The 21,240-nt window shown below is 66.0% G+C and carries 14 protein-coding genes; 8 read left to right on the plus strand and 6 right to left on the minus strand.

What is annotated here, in order from left to right:
* Positions 1-35: 35 nt before the first annotated feature.
* The 5 genes from PX52LOC_RS10705 to PX52LOC_RS10725 form a co-directional block, all read right to left on the minus strand.
* Entirely contained in the window at positions 36-6,449 is a 6,414-nt protein-coding gene (locus PX52LOC_RS10705; protein ID WP_149110087.1) for a transcription antitermination NusB family protein, read from the minus strand.
* Between the two features lie 96 nt (positions 6,450-6,545).
* Positions 6,546-6,860: a hypothetical protein gene (locus PX52LOC_RS10710; RefSeq protein ID WP_149110088.1), complete on the minus strand. Its 315-nt coding sequence runs from the start codon at positions 6,858-6,860 to the stop codon at positions 6,546-6,548.
* A gap of 18 nt (positions 6,861-6,878) precedes the next feature.
* Positions 6,879-7,634 carry a uracil-DNA glycosylase gene (locus PX52LOC_RS10715; protein ID WP_149110089.1) on the minus strand — a complete coding sequence of 252 codons (756 nt, stop codon included), beginning with the start codon at positions 7,632-7,634 and terminating at the stop codon, positions 6,879-6,881.
* 150 nt (positions 7,635-7,784) lie between these two features.
* Positions 7,785-9,086: a DUF1015 domain-containing protein gene (locus PX52LOC_RS10720; RefSeq protein ID WP_149110090.1), complete on the minus strand. Its 1,302-nt coding sequence runs from the start codon at positions 9,084-9,086 to the stop codon at positions 7,785-7,787.
* A 63-nt stretch (positions 9,087-9,149) separates the two neighbouring features.
* Positions 9,150-12,830 (minus strand): serine/threonine protein kinase, encoded by a 3,681-nt coding sequence (locus tag PX52LOC_RS10725; RefSeq protein ID WP_149110091.1) that lies wholly within the window; start codon positions 12,828-12,830, stop codon positions 9,150-9,152.
* Between the two features lie 80 nt (positions 12,831-12,910).
* Here PX52LOC_RS10725 and PX52LOC_RS10730 point away from each other — a divergent pair, with 80 nt between their 5' ends.
* Positions 12,911-14,413: a glycosyltransferase family 87 protein gene (locus PX52LOC_RS10730; RefSeq protein WP_149110092.1), complete on the plus strand. Its 1,503-nt coding sequence runs from the start codon at positions 12,911-12,913 to the stop codon at positions 14,411-14,413.
* Here PX52LOC_RS10730 and PX52LOC_RS10735 read toward each other — a convergent pair.
* Positions 14,383-15,504 carry a peptidylprolyl isomerase gene (locus tag PX52LOC_RS10735; RefSeq protein WP_149110093.1) on the minus strand — a complete coding sequence of 374 codons (1,122 nt, stop codon included), beginning with the start codon at positions 15,502-15,504 and terminating at the stop codon, positions 14,383-14,385. The genes PX52LOC_RS10730 and PX52LOC_RS10735 overlap by 31 nt on opposite strands.
* A 343-nt stretch (positions 15,505-15,847) precedes the next feature.
* Here PX52LOC_RS10735 and PX52LOC_RS10740 point away from each other — a divergent pair, with 343 nt between their 5' ends.
* The 7 genes from PX52LOC_RS10740 (at position 15,848) to ispF (ending at position 21,240) form a co-directional block, all read left to right on the plus strand.
* The gene (locus PX52LOC_RS10740; protein WP_149110094.1) at positions 15,848-16,501 is read left to right on the plus strand and encodes a 50S ribosomal protein L25; all 654 of its coding nucleotides are present in this window, start codon (positions 15,848-15,850) and stop codon (positions 16,499-16,501) included.
* Positions 16,502-16,530: 29 nt separating this feature from the next.
* Positions 16,531-17,184, plus strand: a complete 654-nt coding sequence (gene pth, locus PX52LOC_RS10745; protein WP_149110095.1) for an aminoacyl-tRNA hydrolase — start codon at positions 16,531-16,533, stop codon at positions 17,182-17,184.
* Between the two features lie 107 nt (positions 17,185-17,291).
* Entirely contained in the window at positions 17,292-17,819 is a 528-nt protein-coding gene (gene rpsF / locus PX52LOC_RS10750; protein ID WP_149110096.1) for a 30S ribosomal protein S6, read from the plus strand.
* A 129-nt stretch (positions 17,820-17,948) separates the two neighbouring features.
* Positions 17,949-18,485, plus strand: coding sequence for a single-stranded DNA-binding protein (locus PX52LOC_RS10755; RefSeq protein ID WP_149110097.1), 537 nt, complete (start codon positions 17,949-17,951; stop codon positions 18,483-18,485).
* A 128-nt stretch (positions 18,486-18,613) separates the two neighbouring features.
* A complete protein-coding gene (gene rplI / locus PX52LOC_RS10760) occupies positions 18,614-19,210 on the plus strand; it encodes a 50S ribosomal protein L9 (protein ID WP_149110098.1) in 597 nt (198 codons plus the stop codon).
* Positions 19,211-19,356: 146 nt separating this feature from the next.
* The gene (gene dnaB / locus PX52LOC_RS10765) at positions 19,357-20,724 is read left to right on the plus strand and encodes a replicative DNA helicase (RefSeq protein WP_149110099.1); all 1,368 of its coding nucleotides are present in this window, start codon (positions 19,357-19,359) and stop codon (positions 20,722-20,724) included.
* Between the two features lie 42 nt (positions 20,725-20,766).
* Entirely contained in the window at positions 20,767-21,240 is a 474-nt protein-coding gene (gene ispF, locus PX52LOC_RS10770; RefSeq protein WP_149110100.1) for a 2-C-methyl-D-erythritol 2,4-cyclodiphosphate synthase, read from the plus strand.

A 21,240-nucleotide genomic window follows, 5' to 3' on the forward strand; every position in this document is an offset into this window, starting at 1 on the left:
CGCCCACGCCGGGCCGCTCGCCATCAATGTGAGCGTTACTGTTGCGGTGGGTTGACCTCGCGGATGGTCGCCCCCTGGTCGTCGCTGAGGATGAGGACGGCGAACCGCGTGACCGGCTGCCGCTCCGGCGTGCTCACGCTGGCGTAGTCGAACCGGCCGCGGAGGTCGGTGTACCCGTCCTTGTGGAACTTCACCGTCCCGTCGGCCAGCTTCGCGTACACCTTCACGTACACCTTCGACAGCGGCTTCGCCCCGGCCGCGTCGGCCACCCGCACCTGGCCGTAGCTCTCCGTCGTCGTCACGTCCATCGCGTTGGCGTAGTACGCCGCCGACCGCGTCTTGCCGGCCGCCACCACTTCCACCAGCACGTTCTTCTTCAAGAACGCCGGGTCGATCGGCACGCCCGTCTTGCCCGCGGCGGCCGGCAGCTTCACCACCTTCGTGGCGTTCGGCCGGATCGACGCGAACTGCCCGCCCGACTGCTGCACGAACGGGTTGCGGCTGAACAGCAGTTCCACGTCCATCTCGTAGTAGTTCACCGTCACCGCCTCGACGTTCTGCCAGCTCAGGTTGATCGCCTTGTTCTCGACGGCGAACTCGAAGCTCGGCTCGGTCGCGGCCAGGCGGCCCTGCTGCTGGTTGCGGTCGTCGGGGTCGAGAACCTTGCCGGCCTTGCCCTCGGCCTCGTCGAGTTGGCTGACGATCGGGGCGAAGGTGTTCTTCCACTTGTCCACCGGGTAGTTGGCGTACTTCATCGCCACCGACCGGGCGTGGGCCGTGTCCTCGCGGTAGAAGTCGAGGTACGCGGCACAGTAGTCGTACTGCATCTTCGTCGGCACCTTCTCCGCGTTCACGCCGCCGAACGTGGCGAACGCCTCGTCCACGCGGTCCTGCAGCAACAGGTAGTACGTCACCGCCAGCTTGTCGGCGTCGGTCAGGTCGCGGCGGTACGTCAGCCCCTTCATGGTGGCCGCGTACTCGGCGTGGAAGCGGTCGTTGACGATCTGCCGCCGCTTGCCGAGGGCGTGGGCGCGGGCGTTCACGAGCGGCTTGTACTCCAGGTGCTCGTACTGGTGCCGCACCACCGGGTCGACCACCAGCAGCGGGCTGACGATCGGCCCGCCGACCTCGTTCACGAACCCGTCGGCGTGTTGCAGGTACTCCTTCGCCGCGGCCAGGTCGGCGTGCAGCAGGGCGTAGGACCACGTCGTCGGGTGGTACAGGTGGCGGTCCTGGAGCAGCTTCGTGACGGCGTCGAAGAAGCCGCGATCCTTCAGGCGGAAGGCGATTGCGTCGAGGTTGAGTGCCCGCACGTTCTCGCGGCCCAGGAACGCGAGGACGTCTTCGTTCGTGCCGTTCTGCGAGACGAAGGCCCAACTCGTCGTGTCCGGCTTCGTCGGTTTGTCCACGACCGTGAACGTGACCGGGGCGGTGGCCGCGACGAACCGCTCGGCCTTGCCGACGTGGAGCGGGAACTGCGGGAACGTGCCGGCCGTCGGGAAGTAGAAGAAGTAGTCCACCGTGGCCGTGCGGTACGGCTCCAGGTCGAGCACCACCGTCTTCGTGAACTGGCCGTTGGCGACCGGCACCGCCCCGACGGGGAGTTGCACGAGGGCCGTCAGCTTCTGCCGGCTGGACGTGGGGTTCGTCACCACCACCTGACAGCCGTAGACGGTCTGCGTGAGGAACTCGCCGGTGACGAACTTGTCGAGCCGTTCGCCGTTCTCGTCCTTGAACCGGTCGCCGTTGCGGTAGAAGTTCTGGCTGACAAGGATCGGCACCGCCCCCGGTTGGCCGTCGGCCGGGCGAACTTCCTCGTGGAAGGCGATAGCCCGGCCGGCGGCGGTGAGGGTCATCGTGCCGGCGTTGAACTTCATCTCGTGCTGGCCGGCGTCGGCCGGCAGGTCGATCACCGCGAGGGCGAACATCATCTCGGTGAAGTTCCGGCTGGCGTCGGCCAGGTGCGGCGACAGGAACGGCCCGTCGCCCGTGTGCCGGCTGTAGTCGAGCCAGAACGGGCTGACCGGCACCAAGTCGGCGAGTTGCGCCGCGATCGGCAGGTGGTAATAGTTGTCCTCGGCCCACTCCATCGTCGGGTCGAGTTGGCGGTACAACTGTCGGACCGCCCCCAACTTCCGCTTCGCGTCCTGGTCGAAGAACGCGGCCTCCTTGTCAGCCTCGTTCAAGGCCTTCAACGAAAAGTCTTCATTGCCGGCTTTCATGTCCTTCTTGGCGTCGTCGAGTTGCTTCGCCCGGCCGTCGCGCTGGGCGCTCTCCTTCTTCAGCTCCCGCTCCAGGCTCTCGCGCTGGGCTTCGCCCGATCTGCGGCCGCCGCCCGCCCCGAACCCGCCCATGCCGCCGGCCGGACCGCCCGGTCCGCCTCCCGGAGCGGGCATGGCCGCCGGAGGGGGCGTTGCTGCGAACGGGTCCGCGCCGCGTTGCGGTGCGTCCTCCGACTTCTTCGGCAGCGGCTTCCCGATTTCGCGGTAGCGGTCGCTCTTGGCCCTGTTGAGCGTGTCGTCGCCGAGGCCGCCGCTGGAGACGGCCGTGTCGAACAGGAAGATGTCGCGGTCGGTCCGCGGCGGCAGCAGGCGGAGCAGGTCGTCGAAGTGCCGGCTCGTCCTCGCCGGCTCGTTCGCGATCCGTTGCGCGAGCAGCACCCGCTCCACGCTGTTCAGCCGGTTGTAGTTCCACGGCTTCAGGTACTCGCCGATGTCTTGGTCGAGCAGGTAGTGGTCGAGGAACGTCTTGTCCTTCTTGTTCGCCAGATACGGCCGGACCACCGCGGCAAAGAACTCGCGGTCCTTCCGGGCGAGGAAGAAGTTCAACTCGTGCGAACTGTACTTCGAGTATGTGGCCCGCTTCTCATCGGGCGTCAGCTTCGGCCACGTCAGGATGAACGCGAACTCGGTCAGCTTCGGGTCCTTCGACAGGGTGGCGTACAGACCGTACACCTTCGCCGTGCTGTCGAACAGTTGGAACCGGCTGCCGGTGATGTCATTCAGCGTGAACACCTGCCCGGGGTTCAGCACGCTCACCTGCTTCTGTTGCGTGAAGTGCTTCGCCGGGTCGAGGCCGTTGGCCAGCCGCAGGTCGAGGAACTTCGCGTCCTGTTCCGGCAGGGTGACGTGCTTGACCGTCGTCGAGAGCGGGTCCACGGCGACGACGTGAATCATCGACTGCGGCCCCAGCCCCCGCCGCGGGACGCGGATCACGCCGTCCTTGTCGGGCACGAGGTTCACGACGACCGTCGAAGCGTCGGCCAGGAAGTCGAGGTTCGCGAAGCCGGAAGAATTACTGCCGACACCTCCGTTAATAGCCTTGTTGAGTTTTTCGATTTCTTGCGGTGGCGTGGCCCCGCCCGCGCGGCGGAAGGAATCGCCGCCTTCGGCCATCTGCTCGCCGGTCGTGGTGGGGCGGATGGCCCACGGGTTGAGGAGCAACTGCGGGCGGTCGAGCATGTTGCCGGGGTACTTCTTCTGGGCCTTGCGCTCGAGGACGTAGCGGTACTCGTCGCCGATGTTGCGGCCGGTCTGGTAGACTGACACGGCATGCCCGGGATAGACGCCGGAAAGTTCGGCATCGCGGACGACGCCGAGATCCGCGAACGCCGAGTACGCCGGCTGGTAGCGGGTGGCGAACAGGTGGACGCGGGCGAACTTCGACCCGTCGGTCAGGCGGATCACAAGGTCGTCGGCCGTGGTCGTGATGTCGCGAATCGCCACCGGCTTCAGGCCGGGCAGTTCCATCTGCCGCACGTCGTTGAGGACGTACCCGTTCTGCACCGTGCCGTCGACCACGCGGACGCGAACTTTCTCGCCGCGGGCCTTCAGGTACAGGTCGTAGTCGCCGGCCGCGAGGCCGCGGAGTTCGAGCAGGCCGTTGGCAATCGCGAGCGAATCGAACTTGTCGGCCCGGATGGTGCCGTCAACGAGTTCAAACAGGGCGAACTCGGCCCGCGTCGGCCGGTCGGCCGTGCCGAGGTACGGCACCGTCACCACGTCGCCGGCTTTCGCGTGCAGCAGTTGCCGGTAAGTGTGCTGGTCGGTCGCTGGCGTCCAGGTGTGCGACGTGCCTTCCGGCCCGGTCGCCGTCACCGTGGCGATGTCCGGCAGCGAGCCGAGGTTCACCCGGCCCTTCGCGTCGGTCTTCAGCGACACGCTCACCGGCTCGCGGAAGTCCTTGTGCTTGAGGCTCAGGCTCACCGCCCGGTCCGGCTTCGCCTCGCCGGTGCGGCCGAGGAGTTCGATCGCGTAGTCGCCGCCGAACTTCGCCAGGTGCAGGTCCTCGACCTTGTCCGTGCGGTCGATCTCGTTCAGGGCGAACGTGTACGCGGCCGACAGGTCCACGGTCTTCGCGGTACTCAGGTTCTTCACCCTCGCCGTGAGCTGCACGACGATCATCGTCGTCCGGCCCGGCACCCGCAGGTCGTAGGTCGACTCGCGGTCCTCGAACAGCTTGAAGTCGGGCACTTCGAGCGAGGTCGAGATGTTGTTCAAGTCGACGGACGTGATCCGCAGCTTCACCTCGTCGAGCACCTTCACCGACACCGGCCGGCCGTCGAGGTACAGCCCCGGGCGCACGATCAGTTGCGAAAGGCGCTGCGTCAGCAGGCTTTCCCGATCGACGTGGAAGCCGGCGACGAGGTTGTACGTCTCGGCCTTGTGGTCCAGGGAATCAATGCTGGCGAAGCTGCCGCGGCGAATCACGATCGGCCGGCGGCCGGGGGCGGTGCTGTACGGGACCGTCACGACGCCGTCCTTGTCCGGCGTGTACTCGGTGCCGCCGAGCCATACCGTCGCGTCGGCCACCGGCCGGTTCGCCTCGTCCACGACGCGGACGTTCTCGCCGGCCGTGCCGACGGTCACGATCGGCCGCAGGCGGCCCTTGCGGATCAACGCCCGGCTGCTCTTGCCGCCGCCGATGAAGTCGATGACGTACACGCCCGGCTTGGTCAACTCCGGGAACTCGAACGTGCGGTCCACCCGCCGCAGCGGGGCCTCGGTGTAGGCGTACACCTTCTCGCTGTTGGCCACGAGGCCGTCGAGGGTGATGTCGGTGTCGATCTCCTTCTGCGTGGCCCGGTAGACGTTGACGGTGTTGATCTCGAACACCTTCACGAGCAGCGACGACACGTTCTTGACCGCCACGCCGAGCTTCACCGGCTCGTCGGCGGCGTAGTCGGCCTTGTTCGTGTACGCGAAGTCGATGTCGATCCGCTCCTTGATCGCCCGGAACAGTTCGGGGGGCAATTTCGCCGCCCACTCGTCGGCGTCGCCCAGGCCGTTCACGGCTTTCGTCTCGGCGAAGACGTGCCGCAGGTACTCCTCTTGGAAGTACGGCTCGAACTCCTTCGGCGACGGAGCGGCGACCAGGAAGTGGGCGAGGTAGCTCCGCACCAATTCTTCGTCGCCGTAAACCGGCGGCATCAGCGTGACGGCGACGAAGTCGGTGTTCAGGTCGGCCGGGTAGCCCTTCGACGCCTCCGATTCGAGCATCGCCTTCGCCATGTACGGCTGCCGCCGCGGGAGCTTGAGGTACGCGACGAACCGATCCTTGTCGAACTCCCCGTTCGCCCGGTCGAAGGCGAGCCGGTGGTAGAGGACGTGGGCCTTCAGCGAGTTGTAGCTCGCCGGCAACTTGCCCACGAACGCCTGCAACCGCTCCAAGAAGGCCAGGGCGAGCTTGCGGTCCCGCTTCCAGTTGCTGTCCGCCCCGGGGTGCAACCGCACGAGGTAGGCGTTCACGAAGACCTCGTTGTTCAGCAGGTCCGGGCGGGCCTTTAGCACCTCGTCGAGTTGGGCCAGCGTCAAGTGCGTGTGGATGTTGAGGGAGCCGAAGCCGCCGGCGTGCGGGGCCTTCAGGTCGGCGTCGATCAGGTCGAGCAGCTTCGGCACGTCCGGCCGCCGGAGCCGTTGGAGCAGGAGCCGCCGCTTCTCCCACCCGAGTTCCGTGCCGGCCAGCCAGTCGAGGGCGGAATCCTCGAAGTTGTCGAGGTTGCTCCACCGCCGCAGCGAGTCGGCCAGGAGCGTGTCGCGGGCGATCCGCTTCGGGTCGAGGGCCGTCGGCAGGTTCGGGGCCACGCCGAGGACGTCCTTCGTGTGGTTGAACTGCACGCCGACGCGGCCGCGGACGTAGTCGAGGACCTTCTTCGGGTCGCGCTCGTAGGTGAGCAGCATCTGCCGCGTCTGGATTTCGGTGAACCGCTGCGTGCGGCCGTGACGTTCGAGCCACGGCTTTTGCAGCCCCTCGAGTTTTTCGAACTGCTCGGTGTTGAGGTAGTGGAGGCAGTGGTAGTAGTAGTAGTCCTCGGTCCCGGGGATGAGTTGCTTGAGGACGGCCGCCCGGTCCTTCGCCAAGGCGAAGTCTTCGGCGAACGGCACGTCGGCGGCAAACCCGCCGGCGGCAAAGGCGGTCATGACGGCGATCCCGAGGGAGAGGCGGAACATCAGCACACCCTGCGTGAAAGGACTGTGGGTGCGAACAGGGTACCAGAAAGTGTGTTTCGTGTCTGTAACGGCGCAAGAAGGATCCGTCGATCCAAGTTAATAAGCACCACCCTCCGGCACGCGACCTTGATCGTCCGGATACTTCCCATCTGTTACCGCATTATCGTTCCCGCACACATCTTCGAAATTCCAGACCCAGATCGCATCGCCTGGTTTGGGCTTGGACTTCAAATACGCCATGAAGGAATCGAAATCGTTGAAGATGTGGCGATCTGGCGCGCAACTGCCGTAATAAAAGCGATGTTCCACGATGATCGGGCCGCTCTGTTCGAGCACTTCACGGATGGCGGAAAGCCGTTCCGCCGACACGATCACGCGACCCTCGCTCGACCACTTATCACGATCTTCCATGTTTCAACCTGTGGTGTGTCACGATACCTTCTCCGGCAGTTTCCAGTCGATCGGGGCGTGCCCGAAGTCGGTGAGGGCGGCGTTGATCTTCGAGAACGGCTTGCTGCCGAAGAAGCCGTTGTGGGCCGACAGCGGCGAAGGGTGGGCCGACTGAATGATCTCGTGCCGGTTCGCGTCGATGAGCACCTTCTTCTTCCCGGCGTACCCGCCCCACAGCACGAACACCACCGGCTCTGTCTTTGCGTTCACGGCCTTCAGCGCGGCGTCGGTGAACTTCTCCCACCCCCTGTTGGCGTGCGAGTTCGGCGTGCCGGACCGCACCGTCAGCACGGCGTTCAGCATCAGGACGCCCTGCTTCGCCCACGCCGCGAGGTAGCCGTGCTTGGCCGGCGGGATGCCGAGATCACTTTCGAGTTCCTTGTAGATGTTCCGTAGCGATGCCGGCAGTGCTACCCCCGGCCGCACCGAGAAGCAGAGGCCGTGCGCGTGCCCCGGCGTCGGGTACGGGTCTTGGCCGAGCAGCACGACCTTCACGCCGTCGAATGGGGTGTACTTGAAGGCGTTGTACACGTCATCGGCGGCCGGGAAGACCTCGTGCTCGGTTCGCTCGGCCGCGACGAACTCTTGCAGCTTCGCAAAGTACGGCTGGCCGAACTCGCCGCCAAGGGCCGGTCCCCACGACGCTGGGAAGTCAGCCGGCGGTGGCACCGCTGGCGTGTCGGCCGGCGGCTCGTCGAACAGCGAAGCGGCCGCGGGAGGTTTCTTCTTCGCCATGATGATTCCGGTAAGGGGGAAGAAGACATCTCGCGCAGAGCCGCAAAGACGCCAAGAAGGAAGAGAAGAGTTCATTTTCAGGAGACGAAAATCAAACTCTTCTCTTCCTTCTTGGCGTCTTTGCGGCTCTGCGCGAGACTCTTCTTGATTTCAGTCCTTCTTCAAGGAGTTGTACACCAGCCCGGTCAGCAGCTTCGGGTAGAAGTACGTCGACTTCGGCGGCATCTTCTCCAGGTTGCCGGCGATCGACTCGACGTGTTCCATCTCGGCCGGCGGGACGAGGCACGCCAGTTGGCACGACTTCGCCGCCACCGCGTCGGTCACTTCCTTCAGCAGATGGACGTACTGGCACTTCGCCTCGCCGCCGACGGCGTCCTTGATGATGCGGTCCAGCACGAGTTTGTGCAGGATGCTCACGCCGAGGCCGCGCCACTCGGCACTCTGGTCCGGGGCAACGCCGTCCATCGCGGCCGGGTCGCGGAGCTTCGCCACCACCCACTTGCCGTCGGCCACGGTGCCGAAGCCGAGGCACAACTGCGAGCCGTCCATCTGCACGTGTTCCCACGCCGCCGTCGCGTCGTCGCCCACGTGGTCGATGGTGAACAAGTCCTTCAGCAACTCTTGCAGGCGGTCGCTCGTGATCGGCGGCAGACCGCTGACGAGGCGGTGCGTCGGCAGGATGATGAGGCCGGGGTCGGACATGCCGACGAGCATCATCAGGCAGAAGTTCGGGGCCGCCTCGTCGTCAGGCACCTGCCCCGCGGCCCGCTGTTCTTCCAGGTACTTCACGCCGGTTTCGTAGCGGTGGTGGCCGTCGGCGATGAACACCGACTTCGGACCCATCAGCCCGATCACCTGCGAAATCGTCGCTTGATCGGTCACGACCCACAGCCGGTTGACGACGCCCAAGTGGTCGGTCGCCACCCGCGGCGGACTCTTGCGGATCAGCGGTTCGAGCTTCGCGAAGACTTCGCCGTCGTCGTCCGGGTAGAGGCCGAACACCGGAGACAGGTTGAAATTCGTCGCCCGGTAGAGGTTCAAGCGGTCGGCCTTCGGGCCGCTCATCGTTTGCTCGTGCGGGTAAATCTTCCCCTCGCCGAACGGCTCCAACCGCACGCGGGCGAAGAAGCCGCGGCGGGTGAACGTCTGCCCCTCGGCCGTGAACTCCTGCTCGTAGACGTACAGGCTGCGGGCGGTGTCCTGCGTGACGGCCCCGGACGCGAGCCAATCGCGCATCGTCTGCCCGGCCCGCGTGTAGCGGTTGTTGTCCTCGTCGTCGCCCTCTTCCGGCTTCGTCAACTCCACGCGGATCGCGTTGACCGGGCTAAGGTCGTAGAGCTTCTGCTGAAGGGCCTCGTCGATCACGTCGTAGGGCGGCGCGACGACGTGCGAGAGTTCGCCGACTTTGCCCAGGTCGTATCGGAAGCCACGAAAGGCGCGGATGTCTGCCATCGGTGTGAACCTCGGAGGGGATGCCCCTGGCAGAGTGTTCTATGAACGTCGCTTGTCTGAGGGTTACTTCGCCTTCAACTCCGCCTCGGCCTGTCGCTTCAGCGGCGAGTCGGCCGGGGCGTCGGCGGCGGCCGTGCGGAAGAGGGTGGCCGCGTCGGCCGGCTTGTTCAAGGAGCGATAGCGGTGGCCGAGCACGAAGGCGACCGGCCCACGGATTTCCGGCTTCATTGTCGGGGCGATGCCGCCCCAGCCGAAGACGTTCATCGTCCCCTTCCAGGCGAGAGCGAGCTGGAAAACCTGCGTCTTCGTCATGCCGCCGACCCGGAAGGACTCGGTCGCCCGCGCGATGGCGTCCCACAGGATCGCGTCCTGCTCGGCCGTCGGCCGGCCGGCGAACAAGTCCTGGCGGGCCTTTTCGTACACCAGCGTCCGTGGCGGTGCCCAGAAGAACTCGCCCGGCGTCATGTCCAGGAAGGCCATCTTGCGGGCCGTGTCTCGGCCCCGCGGCGACAGCCAGGTGGAGCGGACGACGGCCGGCGTCATGTTCAAGGCCCCGGCCACCTGCTTCGACATCTCATCGGTCGAGAACGACGCCGAGAGCGACTTGAAGATCGTCATCGCCTCGGCGTCGGAGAGGGCGTCGGTCCAACTCGCCATCGCCCAGTGCGCGACGAGGCCCTTGGGATCGACCGGAGAGGGCGGGGCCTTCGCGCGATCGGCCGGCGGCAGTTGCGCCAAAAACTCCGAGTACATTCCTTTCCGCCACTCGGCCGACGCCCCTGCCGCGTCGCCGGCCGACTGCCGCAGGAGCCCCTTTAAGAAATAAGCCTCGTAGTAGAACGAGTAGTCGAGGATCGGCCGCGGGTACTCCGCGAGGTAGCGGTTGACCTCGTATTCGGCCTGATCGAGCTTGCCGGCGGCCGCCCGGTCGCGGGCGGCTTCCAGGGTCATCGACAGGAACGACCGCTTGCGGTCTTCGGCCGTCTCCCGGTCGCGGAGCGGGCCGTAGAAGTGCTTGGCGTACACGTTCTCGTCCGGCCGCTTTTCCAGGCGGTTGACCCAGGCGTGCCACCGCATGATCCAGTGCGGCCGCTCGCTGCCGCCGGCCGCGTGGCCCCATTCCAGCATCTCGTCCAGGTGCTCGTCGCCGAAGGCCTTTGCCTTCTTGAAGTCGTCGGCCAAGGCGTAGGCGATCACCAGCGTGAGGAACCGGTTCGGGTCGCCGGCGTCCAGTTGGAGCGTTTCCCGCAGGCGGAACAGGGCGTCGAGTTGCTCGACGACCTTCGGGTCGCGGAAGAAGTGGCTGGCCGGCGAGACGAAGAACTGGTACGTGATCTCCTCGCGTAAGGCGGTCGGCACGTACCGCCGAATCTCGTCCGGCTGGTACTTCAGTTTGATCGCGGCGAGGGCGGCGTCGGCGTCGTCGAACCGCTTGGCCTTCAAGTGCAAGAGCCAGATCTGGAAGACGGAGATGATGCCCCACCGCGGGCTCTTGTCGGTGAACGCCCGTTCGAACGCCCGGCTGGCGTCCTCGGGGCGGTTCAACCGCACGAGGCACAGGCCGACCTTGCACCGGGCCTCGGCCGTGGCGTCCGCGTCCGGGTTGTCGCGGGCGAAGGCGGCGTACAGGGCCAGGGCGTCGGCCGTCTGACCGCGGGCGAGCGCGTCGTCGGCCCGCTCCAGGACACTCGCCACCGGCGGCAGCGGTTGATCTTCCACCCGCAAGAACCGCAGGCCTGCGTTCGGCGGCCAGACGACGGCCAGGCGGCATCTGGCCGACACGTCCAGTTGCACCGGGTCTTCAAACGTCGTGGCCGCCCCGCTGTTCACCGACACGCGCAACCGATCGCCGTCCCGCTCGGCGACGACCTGCAACCGCCCGGGCTGGAGGGTCAGTGGTGCGGTCGTAAGCGGGATCCCGTCGCGGAGGATCTCGACGGCGGCGTGGCCCTGCGCCGCCGCGAACGACGGCGGTGAGGCGGCCGGCGTGCGGGCGTCGGGGTCGGTCGCCGCGGCGGCCGGGCGGACCACGAAGGCGTACCCGTTCGCGTCGTCGTTGCGGTCGTTGGACCGGTGGCCGATCACCACCCCCGCCCGGCGGCCTTCCCACCACTGTCCGTCGAATTCGGCCGTCACGCGGACCGTGCCCTCGGCCGGCAGATTGGTGATGACGAACGGGCCGGCCGCGGTGAGGTGATCGCCGTCGGGCCGGACCGGGTTCTCGAAGGCACCGTCGGCGGCCGCGACCGTCACCTCGCGGCGGACTTGCCACGCTCGCAGGCGGGCTTGCAGGTCTGCTTGCAGTCCCTGCGCGAGCTTGGCGTCCCGAGGCGTCAGCCACGCGACCTTCGCCTCCAGGCCGGCCCGATCCTCGGCCCGGATGCGCGGCTGGTTGAGTTCGTCCTTTACCGAAGCCGCGTACCGCTCGACGAGCTTCTGCGCCGCGGCCCGGCCCCGGGCTTCGTCCACGGCGGCGAGTTGAGCGATGTCCCCTTCGACCGCGTCGGCCGCGGCGGGCGTCCACGGCGACTGCTCCAATCCCGCCGCCACCCGGCCTTCCAGGTCGCGGCGTTCGCGGTTCGATCGGCTCAGCGCGACGGCCCCGACGACCGTCACCGCGACGACGACGACCGCCGCCGCGACGACGAGCTTGATCGCGTGGCGGCGGGCCTTCCGCAGCACCGCCCGGGCGAACGGTTCTCGCCGGCCGAGGATCGGCTCGCCGCGGCGGAAGCGGTCCAGGTCTTCGGCCATCGCCAGAGCCGACGGATAGCGGGCGGCCGGGTCTTTCGCCAGCGCCTTCAGGCAGACCGTCTCCAGGTCGCGGGGAACGCCCGGCCGTGCCTTGGAGGGCAGCACCGGGTCCAGCGTGCGGACCTGTTCGAGCGTGTCGAGGATCGAGTCACCACGGAACGGGGCCTTCGACGTCAAGCACTGGTAGAGGATCGCGCCGAGGGCGTAGGTGTCGGTCGCGGGGCCGATGAGGTGGATATGACCGGCGGCTTGCTCCGGGGCCATGTAGCTCGGGGTGCCCATGACGGCCCCAGTGTGCGTTTGGCCGCTCGCCGATTCCTCGATCCGCTTGGCGAGGCCGAAGTCCGTCACCTTCGGCGTGCCGTCGGCCATCATCAGCACGTTGGCCGGCTTCAGGTCGCGGTGGACGATGTTCTTCTGGTGGGCGTGGTGGACGGCGCGGGCGAGCGTTTCCACGAACTCGGCCGATTCAGCCGGCGACCACTCGCGGTCGGTCAGGGCGGCGGCCATGCTCGGGCCGTCCACGAATTCCAGGGCGAAGTACGGGTTCCGCTCGTACTCGCCGACCTCGAAGATTTGGACGATGTTCGGGTGCTGCAACCGGGCGACGGCCTCGGCCTCGGTGTGGAACCGTTCGAGCTGGTCGGCCGACGCCTCGCCGGCCCCGCGGATCATCTTCAGGGCAACGAGCCGCTTCAGCGCAGCCTGGCGGGCGAGGTAGACGACGCCCATGCCGCCGCGGCCGAGTTCCTTCACGATCTCGTAGCCCGGCACGGTCGGCAGCGATTTCGGCAGCGGAAGCGGGGCCTCACTCTGGTAAGCCTGGGTGCTGTCCGGGTGGTGCGTCGCGGTGGGCGGGAGCGTGTCGGAGCTTCGATAGATTTGGGTGCCGTCGGGTTGGTGCGTCGCGGTGTGTGGGACTGTCTCGGCCGGTTCTGCGTTGGCATCCTGGTAGGCCTGGGTTCCGTCAGTCAGGCGTTCGTCCGGCATTGTGTGTGCCCCCAGGTGTCGTCCTGACGTTCTATCACCCCGCCCCGAAACGGCGCTCGACCGTGTCCTACAACAACCCGATGCACCGACCTTCCCCCCGCCTCGTCCTCGGCCTACTCGCGTGGGGGCTCGCCGTCGCCGTCGGCGTGCAGCGGGCCGAGCGGGCGGTTCACAGCTTCGATAACGCGGCCGACCTGCCCCCGGAGCGGCGGCGCGACGACGGCAACAACGGGCACGCCCAGATCGACTTCGGCGGCCAGTGGGTGATGGGCCGGATGGTCGCGACCGGGCACGCCCGACAACTCTACGACCGCACCGTGCAGCGGCCGGTCGTCCGCGAGGCGTTTCCGGAATCAGCCGAATCGCCGTGGGCGCGCCGGCACGAGCCGGCCGCGGGCGTGAAACCGTGGTCCGACGATGACCCCCGGCACGACGCCGAATCGATGATGCACTGGTTCGTCGGCCGTGATTCGCCGGACGGGGCGAAGGCCGTGGGCGGACCACTGTACCCGCCGGTCCACGGCTTCGTGATGGCCCCGCTGGGAATGCTGCCCGATCCGCACGTTGCCTACCGCGTGCTGCAAGTGGTGCTGTTCGCCGTGGTCGCCTTCATCGGCCTGGGTGTCCGCCGTCTGTCGGACGGCCGCATCGCGTGGCCGGTGGCGGTGGCGTTCGCGTTCTTCTTCACCGGCTGCGAGGCGGCGCTGGACCTCGCACAAAACTCGGCCGTCACGGTGCTGATCCTGGTCTGGGGCTGGGTGCTGGTGAAGAACGACCGAGACGTGGCCGGCGGCGTGGTGTGGGGGCTGTTGGTCTACAAGCCCCTGTGGGGGGCGACGTTCTTCCTGGTGCCGTTGATGATGGGCCGGTTCCGGTTCTGTGCGGCGATGGTGCTGACCGGGGCGGGCCTCGCGGCGATGACGCTGCCGGTCGTCGGCGTGGAAACGTGGCGGGACTGGTTGGCGGTCGGCAAGGAGGCGAGCGAACTCTACAACCTTAACCGCAACTGGGTGTTCCTGAGCCGCGACCTGTTCGGCCTCCCGCGGCGAATCCTGATCGACACGAGTCTGCCCGAATCGCAACGCGGTCGGCTCGACGCGACGCTCCTCGGCTGGGCGTTGTGGGGCTTCGTGTTCACGGGGACGGCGTTCGTGTTCCTGCGGCACGCGGCCCGTCGAGTGCCGACCGGCCCGCTGGCGGGGTTCGCGTTCCTCGGGGCGTACCTGTGTTGCTACCGCTTCATCTATTACGACGCCTTCGTGGCCGCGTTCCCGCTCGCGGTGCTGTTCGCGAACCCGTCGCGGCTCATCGGCCCGAAGTGGTGGGACGGCCTGCGATCGGTGCCGGTGCTGATCGTGGCGGCGCTGTTGCTGTTGGAGAACCACTTCTCGCCGTGGCAGTACGAATTGATCGGCACGTCGCTGAACGCGGGCGTGGACTACCCGTGGGACACGGTGCTGTTGCTCGGTCTGTGGGCGTGGCTGGGGGTGAAACTGAGCCGGGCGAAAGCCCAGGGACGGCCGTCCCTGGGCTTTCGCCCGGAATCAACAGACTACTTACTCGGCGGCGAAATTGGCTGTTGAGCGGCTGCCGGTTGCACCGGGGCCGCGGTCGCCGGCTGGGGCGTTTGCTGGCGAATGACGTCCTCGGCCAACTCGCGGGCCGACTTGTCGAACCGCCACTGCGACGGCGGGCCGTTCAGTAGCACCTTCACGTTGGCCTTCTTCGCCAACTCGGCGAACATGAGGGGAATCTCGGCCCCTTGCTTCACCTCGTAGGCTTCCTTGCGGAGCCGTTCCTTCACGTCGTCGAACTTCACCTTCGCGTCGGCCGGCACCTTTTGGACGACCTTCATCACCATCAAGCCCTGGTTCGTTTCGAACACCTGGCTGACTTCGCCTTCGTTGAGCGCGAAGGCCATCTTCTCGACGATCTTGTCCTTGTCGTCGCTGATCTGGAACCGGGCGATCGGCTTGATCTCGCCGGCCGTGGACGCGAGGCTCGGGTTGGCTTGACTGCGGGCGACGCGGTCGAACTCAGATTCGGACTTGCGAATCTTGTCCCAAACCTGGTCGACGACCGTCCGCTGGTCGCCCTTCGGCCAGATGATGATCTTCACGACGCGCTTCTCGCCGTACTCGCGCTCGAAGATTTTCTTGAGGTCGTCGTCGCCGACCTTGATGCGGTCCACGCACATTTTGCCGAGGATCAGACGCGGGCGGACGACGTCTTCCATCCACTCGTAGTAGGTTTTGTTGTACTTCGGCAGGATCAGGTTGATGAAGTCTTCCTTGCGGATCGGCGGGTTCGAGATCTGCAAGTCGGCGGCGAAGGCCGCTTCCATCTCTTGCGTGGTGACGGTGATGCCCTTCCGCTTGGCTTCTTCCTCGATGATCATCTTGTTGACGAGAAGTTCGACCTTCTCGTAGCCGCCGCGGGCGATGAGGAATTCCGCGAGGTCGGCCCGCGTGATGGCCACGTTGTCGTAGATGTACGCGACGGGACGGACGCCGTAGTCCTTGCTCTTCGAATCGACGAGCGTCGGTTCGGGGGACGCCGGGGCCATGCCGGGGAGCGGCGACTGGGTGAAGCCGCGACCGGCGAGGACGCCGCCGGTGAGGACGGTTGCCGCGAGGATTCGCCGACTCCACCGACGGCCGAGATTCGTCTGCATCTGTCTTTCCCCTGCGCGAAAATGAACTCAAGTCGGAGCGGGGAGATACCGACTATTCTGCCGCGATGCAAGGCAAACTTGAGGGAAAAGCAAAAGCCGATTCACCACAGAGGGCACAGAGATAAGCAGAAAGCGTTCAAATGACCAAGAAGGAAATTCTCATTTGTCTTGCCTCGGTGTTCTCTGTGCCCTCTGTGGTGAAATCGTTTTGGCCTTCATCTGTGGCCATTTCTCTTCTTGCCGTCCGCCGGCCTGCGCCGCATAATCTCAGTTCCGAAATTCCGGGCCGGCGAGGGTAGTGGGGGTTGGCCCCGCGAGAGCAGCGGCCGCAAGGATCACGAACATGTCGCAGACCGTGTCGCTGGCCACCGAGCCGCGGACCGGTACGGGTTCCCGTGCCGCGCAAAAACTCCGCAAGCAAGGCCTCCTTCCCGCCGTGATCTACGGCCACAAGGAAGAGACCGTCGCCGTCACGGTGAACGCGAAGGAGTTGCACCGGGCGATTGTCACCCTGCACGCCCGCGTCCTCGACCTGAGTGTCGGCGGCAAGACCGAGACGGTGCTGATCCGCGAACTGCAGTGGGACCACCTCGGCAGCGAGATGATGCACGTCGACTTCGCCCGCATCTCGAAGGACGAGAAGGTGAAGGTCACGGTGCCGGTGAAGCTCAAGAACGCCCCGAAGAGCATGGGCGGCGGCGTGCTGGACCAGCCGTTCCACCAACTGCACATCGAGTGCTTGGCGACGGCCATCCCGGACGACATCACCATCGACATCACGAACCTGACGCTCGGCCAGCCGATCCACGTCAAGGAACTGACGCTGCCGGAAGGCGTGAAGGTTCTCGAATCGCAAGAAGTGGTCGTGGTGCAACTGAAACTGCCGGGCGCGGAAGCCGCAGCCCCGACGCCGATCGACGGTACGGCGACCGGGCCGGAAGTCATCAAACCGGAAAAGAAGAAGGGTGACGAAGAGGACGAGGAGAAGAAGAAGTAAGGCTCGCTGCCTCACTTCCGACCGCCGCCATGAAAGTCGTCGTCGGCCTCGGCAACCCTGGTGCAAAGTACGTCGGCACCCGGCACAACGTCGGCTTCGAGGTGATCGATTACCTCGCCGGCGGGCCGGGCGTCGGGCCGTTTCGCCAGCAGTTTCAGGCGATGATCGCCGAGGCGACCGAGGGCGGCGAGAAGGTGCTGTTGGTGAAGCCCGAGACGTTCATGAACCTGAGCGGCCGGGCGGTGCGGGCGGTGGCGGACTTCTACAAGGTGCCGCTCGAAAACCTACTGATCATCAGCGACGACTTCAACCTGCCGCTCGGCAAACTCCGGGTGCGGGCCAACGGCAGCCACGGCGGACAGAACGGTCTGCGGAACATTCAGGAGCAACTCGGCACCGACGCCTACCCGCGAATGCGGATTGGTGTTGGCCAACCGGATGCCGGCGAGGCGGTTGACTTCGTGCTCTCGCGGTTCAAACCGGGCGAACGGGTGGCCGTCGAAGACGCGGTGGCGAAGGCTGCGAACGGCGTTTTGCTCTGGCTCCGCAAAGGGCTGGAAGCCTGCATGAACACGGCGAATGCGGGCGAGAAGAAGGCGAAAGAGTCGAAAGAGCGGGTTCAGAAGAACGAGAAGAAGCTGAAAGACGCCGACACGAAGCCGGCGGCGGATGAAAAACTCTGAAAAATGTTGAACGAGCGGTTGTTCCCCACCTCGCAAGGGTTGGGGTCCGCGGGGCGTTCCCGCGAGAACCAAGACAGCCGCAAAGCACTCATTAAGGTTGAACCTCCATGCCAGTTGTTCTGTACGAAACGCTGTACGCCTTCGATTCCACGAAAGTCTCGGCCGACGGCGACGCCATTCGCGGCGGCCTCCGGGCCAACCTTGAAAAGTACGGCGCGGAAATCGTCATCGAGCGGCCGTGGGACGAGAACGGGAAACTCGCCTACCCGATCAACAAGCAAAAGAAGGCGTACTTCTACATCGTCTACTACAAGATGGAATCGACGAAGCAGCGCGAACTCGAATCCGACCTGCGGCTGAACGAGAGCCTCATCCGGCACATGACCATCAACATCGACCCCAAGTGGGCCGAGACGGTGCTGGACACGGCCAAGAGCGATCACGGCCGGTTCGCCCTCAAGAGCATGCAGGACGACCAGGCGGCGCTCGGTGAAGGTATCATCAGCAACGACCCGCTCGCCCGTGGCGAAGGCTTTGAAAGCCCGCCGCCGAACCTCAACGGTCCGGCCGGCCCCGGCGGCCCGCCCCGTGGCCGCGGCCCTCGTCGCGACCGCGGCGACGAGAAGCCGGAGTAAATTCGCAACTGACCTTGCCCGCGGGGTTGCAATCTGGCAATTTCGCGGGTGACCGGCACCCCGACTCAATCACACGACAGCAACTACGCTTTCGCAACAGCAACGGGGGCGGTCGCACGAGGGTTCGCGATGGCGAACTTTAACAAGGTTATGTTGATCGGCCGACTGACCCGCGACCCGGAGACGCGGGCGTTCCAGAACGGCGGCATGGTGGCGAAGTTCGGCTTCGCCGTCACGAACCGCAAGAAGAACGCCCAGACCGGCCAGTGGGAAGACGAGCCGATGTTCATCGACTGCGAGGCGTTCAACCGCGGCGAGTTCGGCAAGTTGGCCGACTTGGTCCGGGACCGCTGCCACAAGGGCACGCAGATCATGGTCGAGGGCCGCCTCCACCTGGACACCTGGCAGGACAAGACGACCAACCAGAACCGCACAAAGCATAAAATCGTCGTCGAATCGATCCAACTGCTCGACCCGCGGCAAGCCGGCGGACCCGGTGGCGGGGGAATGGGCGGCGACGAAGGCGGGATGGACGACATGCCGTCGGCCCCGCCCGCGCGATCGACGGGCGGCGGTCGGCCCCCGGCCCGTGGCTTCACGCCACCGCCGCAGCAACGACACGACGACGGTCCCGGTGACGACGGTGGTGGCGACATCCCGTTCTAATGCCGTGGGCCAACTGAAACACCGGGGCCGCGGGGTCGGCCCCGGATTTTCGTTCCTTCACTACCGCCTGGGACACACCCCTTCGTCCCTAACCCGCCGACGCGGGGACACGCGCCGAGACTGAAGACATGGCAAAAGCAGAAGCCAAGAAGCCCGCCACGAAGGCGGCCCCCGCCAAGGCCGAGAAGAAGCTGCCGACGAAGAAGATTCGTCAGCGCAACCAGGTGCTGAAGGGCACGCACGGCGGCATGCAGCTGGTGCTGATCGAAGACGTGACGCACCTCGGCAAGCAGGGCGACCTCGTCGAAGTGAAGGCCGGTTACGGCCGCAACTACCTCGTGCCCTACGGCCTCGCGGTCGTCCCGGACGCCCACAACCTGAAGCGGCTCGAAGGGTACAAGATCAAGGTGAGCAAGGCCCGTGAGGCCCGCATCGCCGACCTGAAGGTGCTCGCCGAGCAACTCGCCCGCATGGGGTCGTTCACCATCGAGGCGAACGCCACCGACGACGACCACCTGTATGGCTCGATCGGCGCGGCCGAAATCAGCAAGCTCCTCAAGGGCAAGAACCTCGGCATCGAGGCGAGTATGGTCAAACTCGACCACCCGATCAAGGAAGCGAACACGATCTCCGACGTGCCGCTGAACCTCGGCTACGGCATCGAGTCGAAGATTCAGCTCATCGTCGTCGGCATCAAGCAAGGTGCCGCCCCGGCGAAGAAGTAACGTCCACCCGCGATGGGATCGAAGCTCACGGAGGTTGCTCCGTGAGCTTTTTTGTTGCGCCCGACTTCCGAACCCGCGTTGACAAGTGGCTGTCATCCGGCGGATAACAACGCCAGACCCGAACCTTTGTCATCCAGGCCCCGACCATGTCCGACTTTGCCCTGCCCGACCGTGTGCCGCCGCAGAGCAAGGAAGCCGAGATGAGCGTCCTCGGTAGCATCCTGCGCGACAACAATGTGCTGAACGACGTTCAGCAGACCATCCGCACTGATAACTTCTACTTCGACGCGCACCAGAAAATCTTCCAGGCGATCGTCGACACCTACGGCGACGGTAAGCCGGTCGACGCGGTCATCCTGTTCGAGGTTCTGAAGAACCGCAAGCAACTCGACGACATCGGCGGCCCGCAGTACATCGCGGAACTCTGGGAGTCCGCCCCGACGGCCGCGAACGCCGAGTATTACGCCAAGATCATCCGCGAGAAGGCGATCGTCCGGAGCCTCATCCATGCCAACACGGAGATGCTCCGCGACGCCTACGACGGCGTCATGCCGGCCGACGAGTTGCTCGGCATGGCCGAACGGAAGGTGCTGGAGATCGCGGAGAAGGGCACCGTCGGCGAACTGAAGACACTCGAACACGCGATGGCGGAAGCGATCCAGCGGATCGACGCCCGGGCGACCGGCAACCTGTCGGAAGTCGGAGTGCCGACCGGGTACATCGACCTGGACAACCTGACGGCCGGCCTGCACGAAAGCGAACTGGTGATCCTGGCCGCCCGGCCCGGCATCGGGAAGACGGCGTTCGCGCTGAACATGGTCCGCCACGCGATCGTGGACGAGCGGATGCCGGTCTTCTTCGTCAGCCTCGAAATGGCTCGCATCGAACTGGCCGAGCGTCTGCTCGCGTGCCAGTCGCGGGTGGACAGCTTCAAACTGCGGAAGGGGACACTCAGTAGCATTGACTCACAGAAGTTGTTCGACGCGATGGACATGCTGAAGGGGCCGCCGAAAGACCCGGTGAAGCTGTTTATCGACGACACGCCGGCCCAGACCATGCTCCGCATCGCGGCCAACGCCCGCCGGCTGAAACAGCGGCACGGCCTGCGGTTGGTGGTGATCGACTACCTGCAACTGATCGAGCCGGAGAACCGCCGGGACCCGCGGCAGGAGCAGGTGTCGCAGATCAGCCGGCGGCTAAAGTTCTTGGCGAAGGAGCTGAACATCCCGGTGATCGCACTGGCCCAGGTCAACCGGGCGAGCGAAGACCGGCAGGACCACAAGCCGCGGTTGAGTGACCTGCGCGAGTCCGGCTCCATCGAGCAAGACGCCGACACGGTGATGATCCTCAACCGCCCCGGCAAGTTCGACGGCACCGCCGAGGACAACGTGCTGGAGGTCATCATCGCCAAGCAGCGGAACGGCCCGACCGGCGAGGTGATGCTGACGTACCTGAAGGAGTACATGCGGTACGAGAACTACGCCGCCGACGCCGGCCGCGGCGAGGCGATCTGAGGCGTTCGCTCGTAGAATTATCAGCGGTGCAGGAGGTCTTGAGTGTTCCGCGTCGGTTCCGGTCACGATTCGCACCGCCTCGTCGAAGGGCGGCCGCTCATCCTCGGCGGCGTGCGGATCGAACACGCGAAGGGGTTGTACGGCCACTCGGACGCCGACGCGGTGCTGCACGCCGTCACGGACGCCCTGTTGGGGGCGGCCGGCCTCGGCGACATCGGCGACGCCTACCCCGACACCGACCCGCGGTGGAAAGACGCCGACTCGAAGATTTTCCTCGCCGGGGCGATCGAACGACTGAACCAGGCAGGCTGGCGGCCGGTCAATTTCGACATCACGATCTTCGCCCAGGAGCCGAAACTCGGCCCGGTGAAGGCGAAGATTCGCGACAGTGTGGCCGCCCTCGTCGGCCTGCCGCCGGACGCGGTGAACGTGAAGGCGAAGACCGGCGAGAAGGTCGGGCACATCGGCCGCGGTGAGGCGATCGCCGTTCACGCCGTCGTGCTGATCGAGAAGTGA

This window comes from Limnoglobus roseus (assembly GCF_008254045.1).
Taxonomy (GTDB): Bacteria; Planctomycetota; Planctomycetia; order Gemmatales; family Gemmataceae; genus Limnoglobus; species Limnoglobus roseus.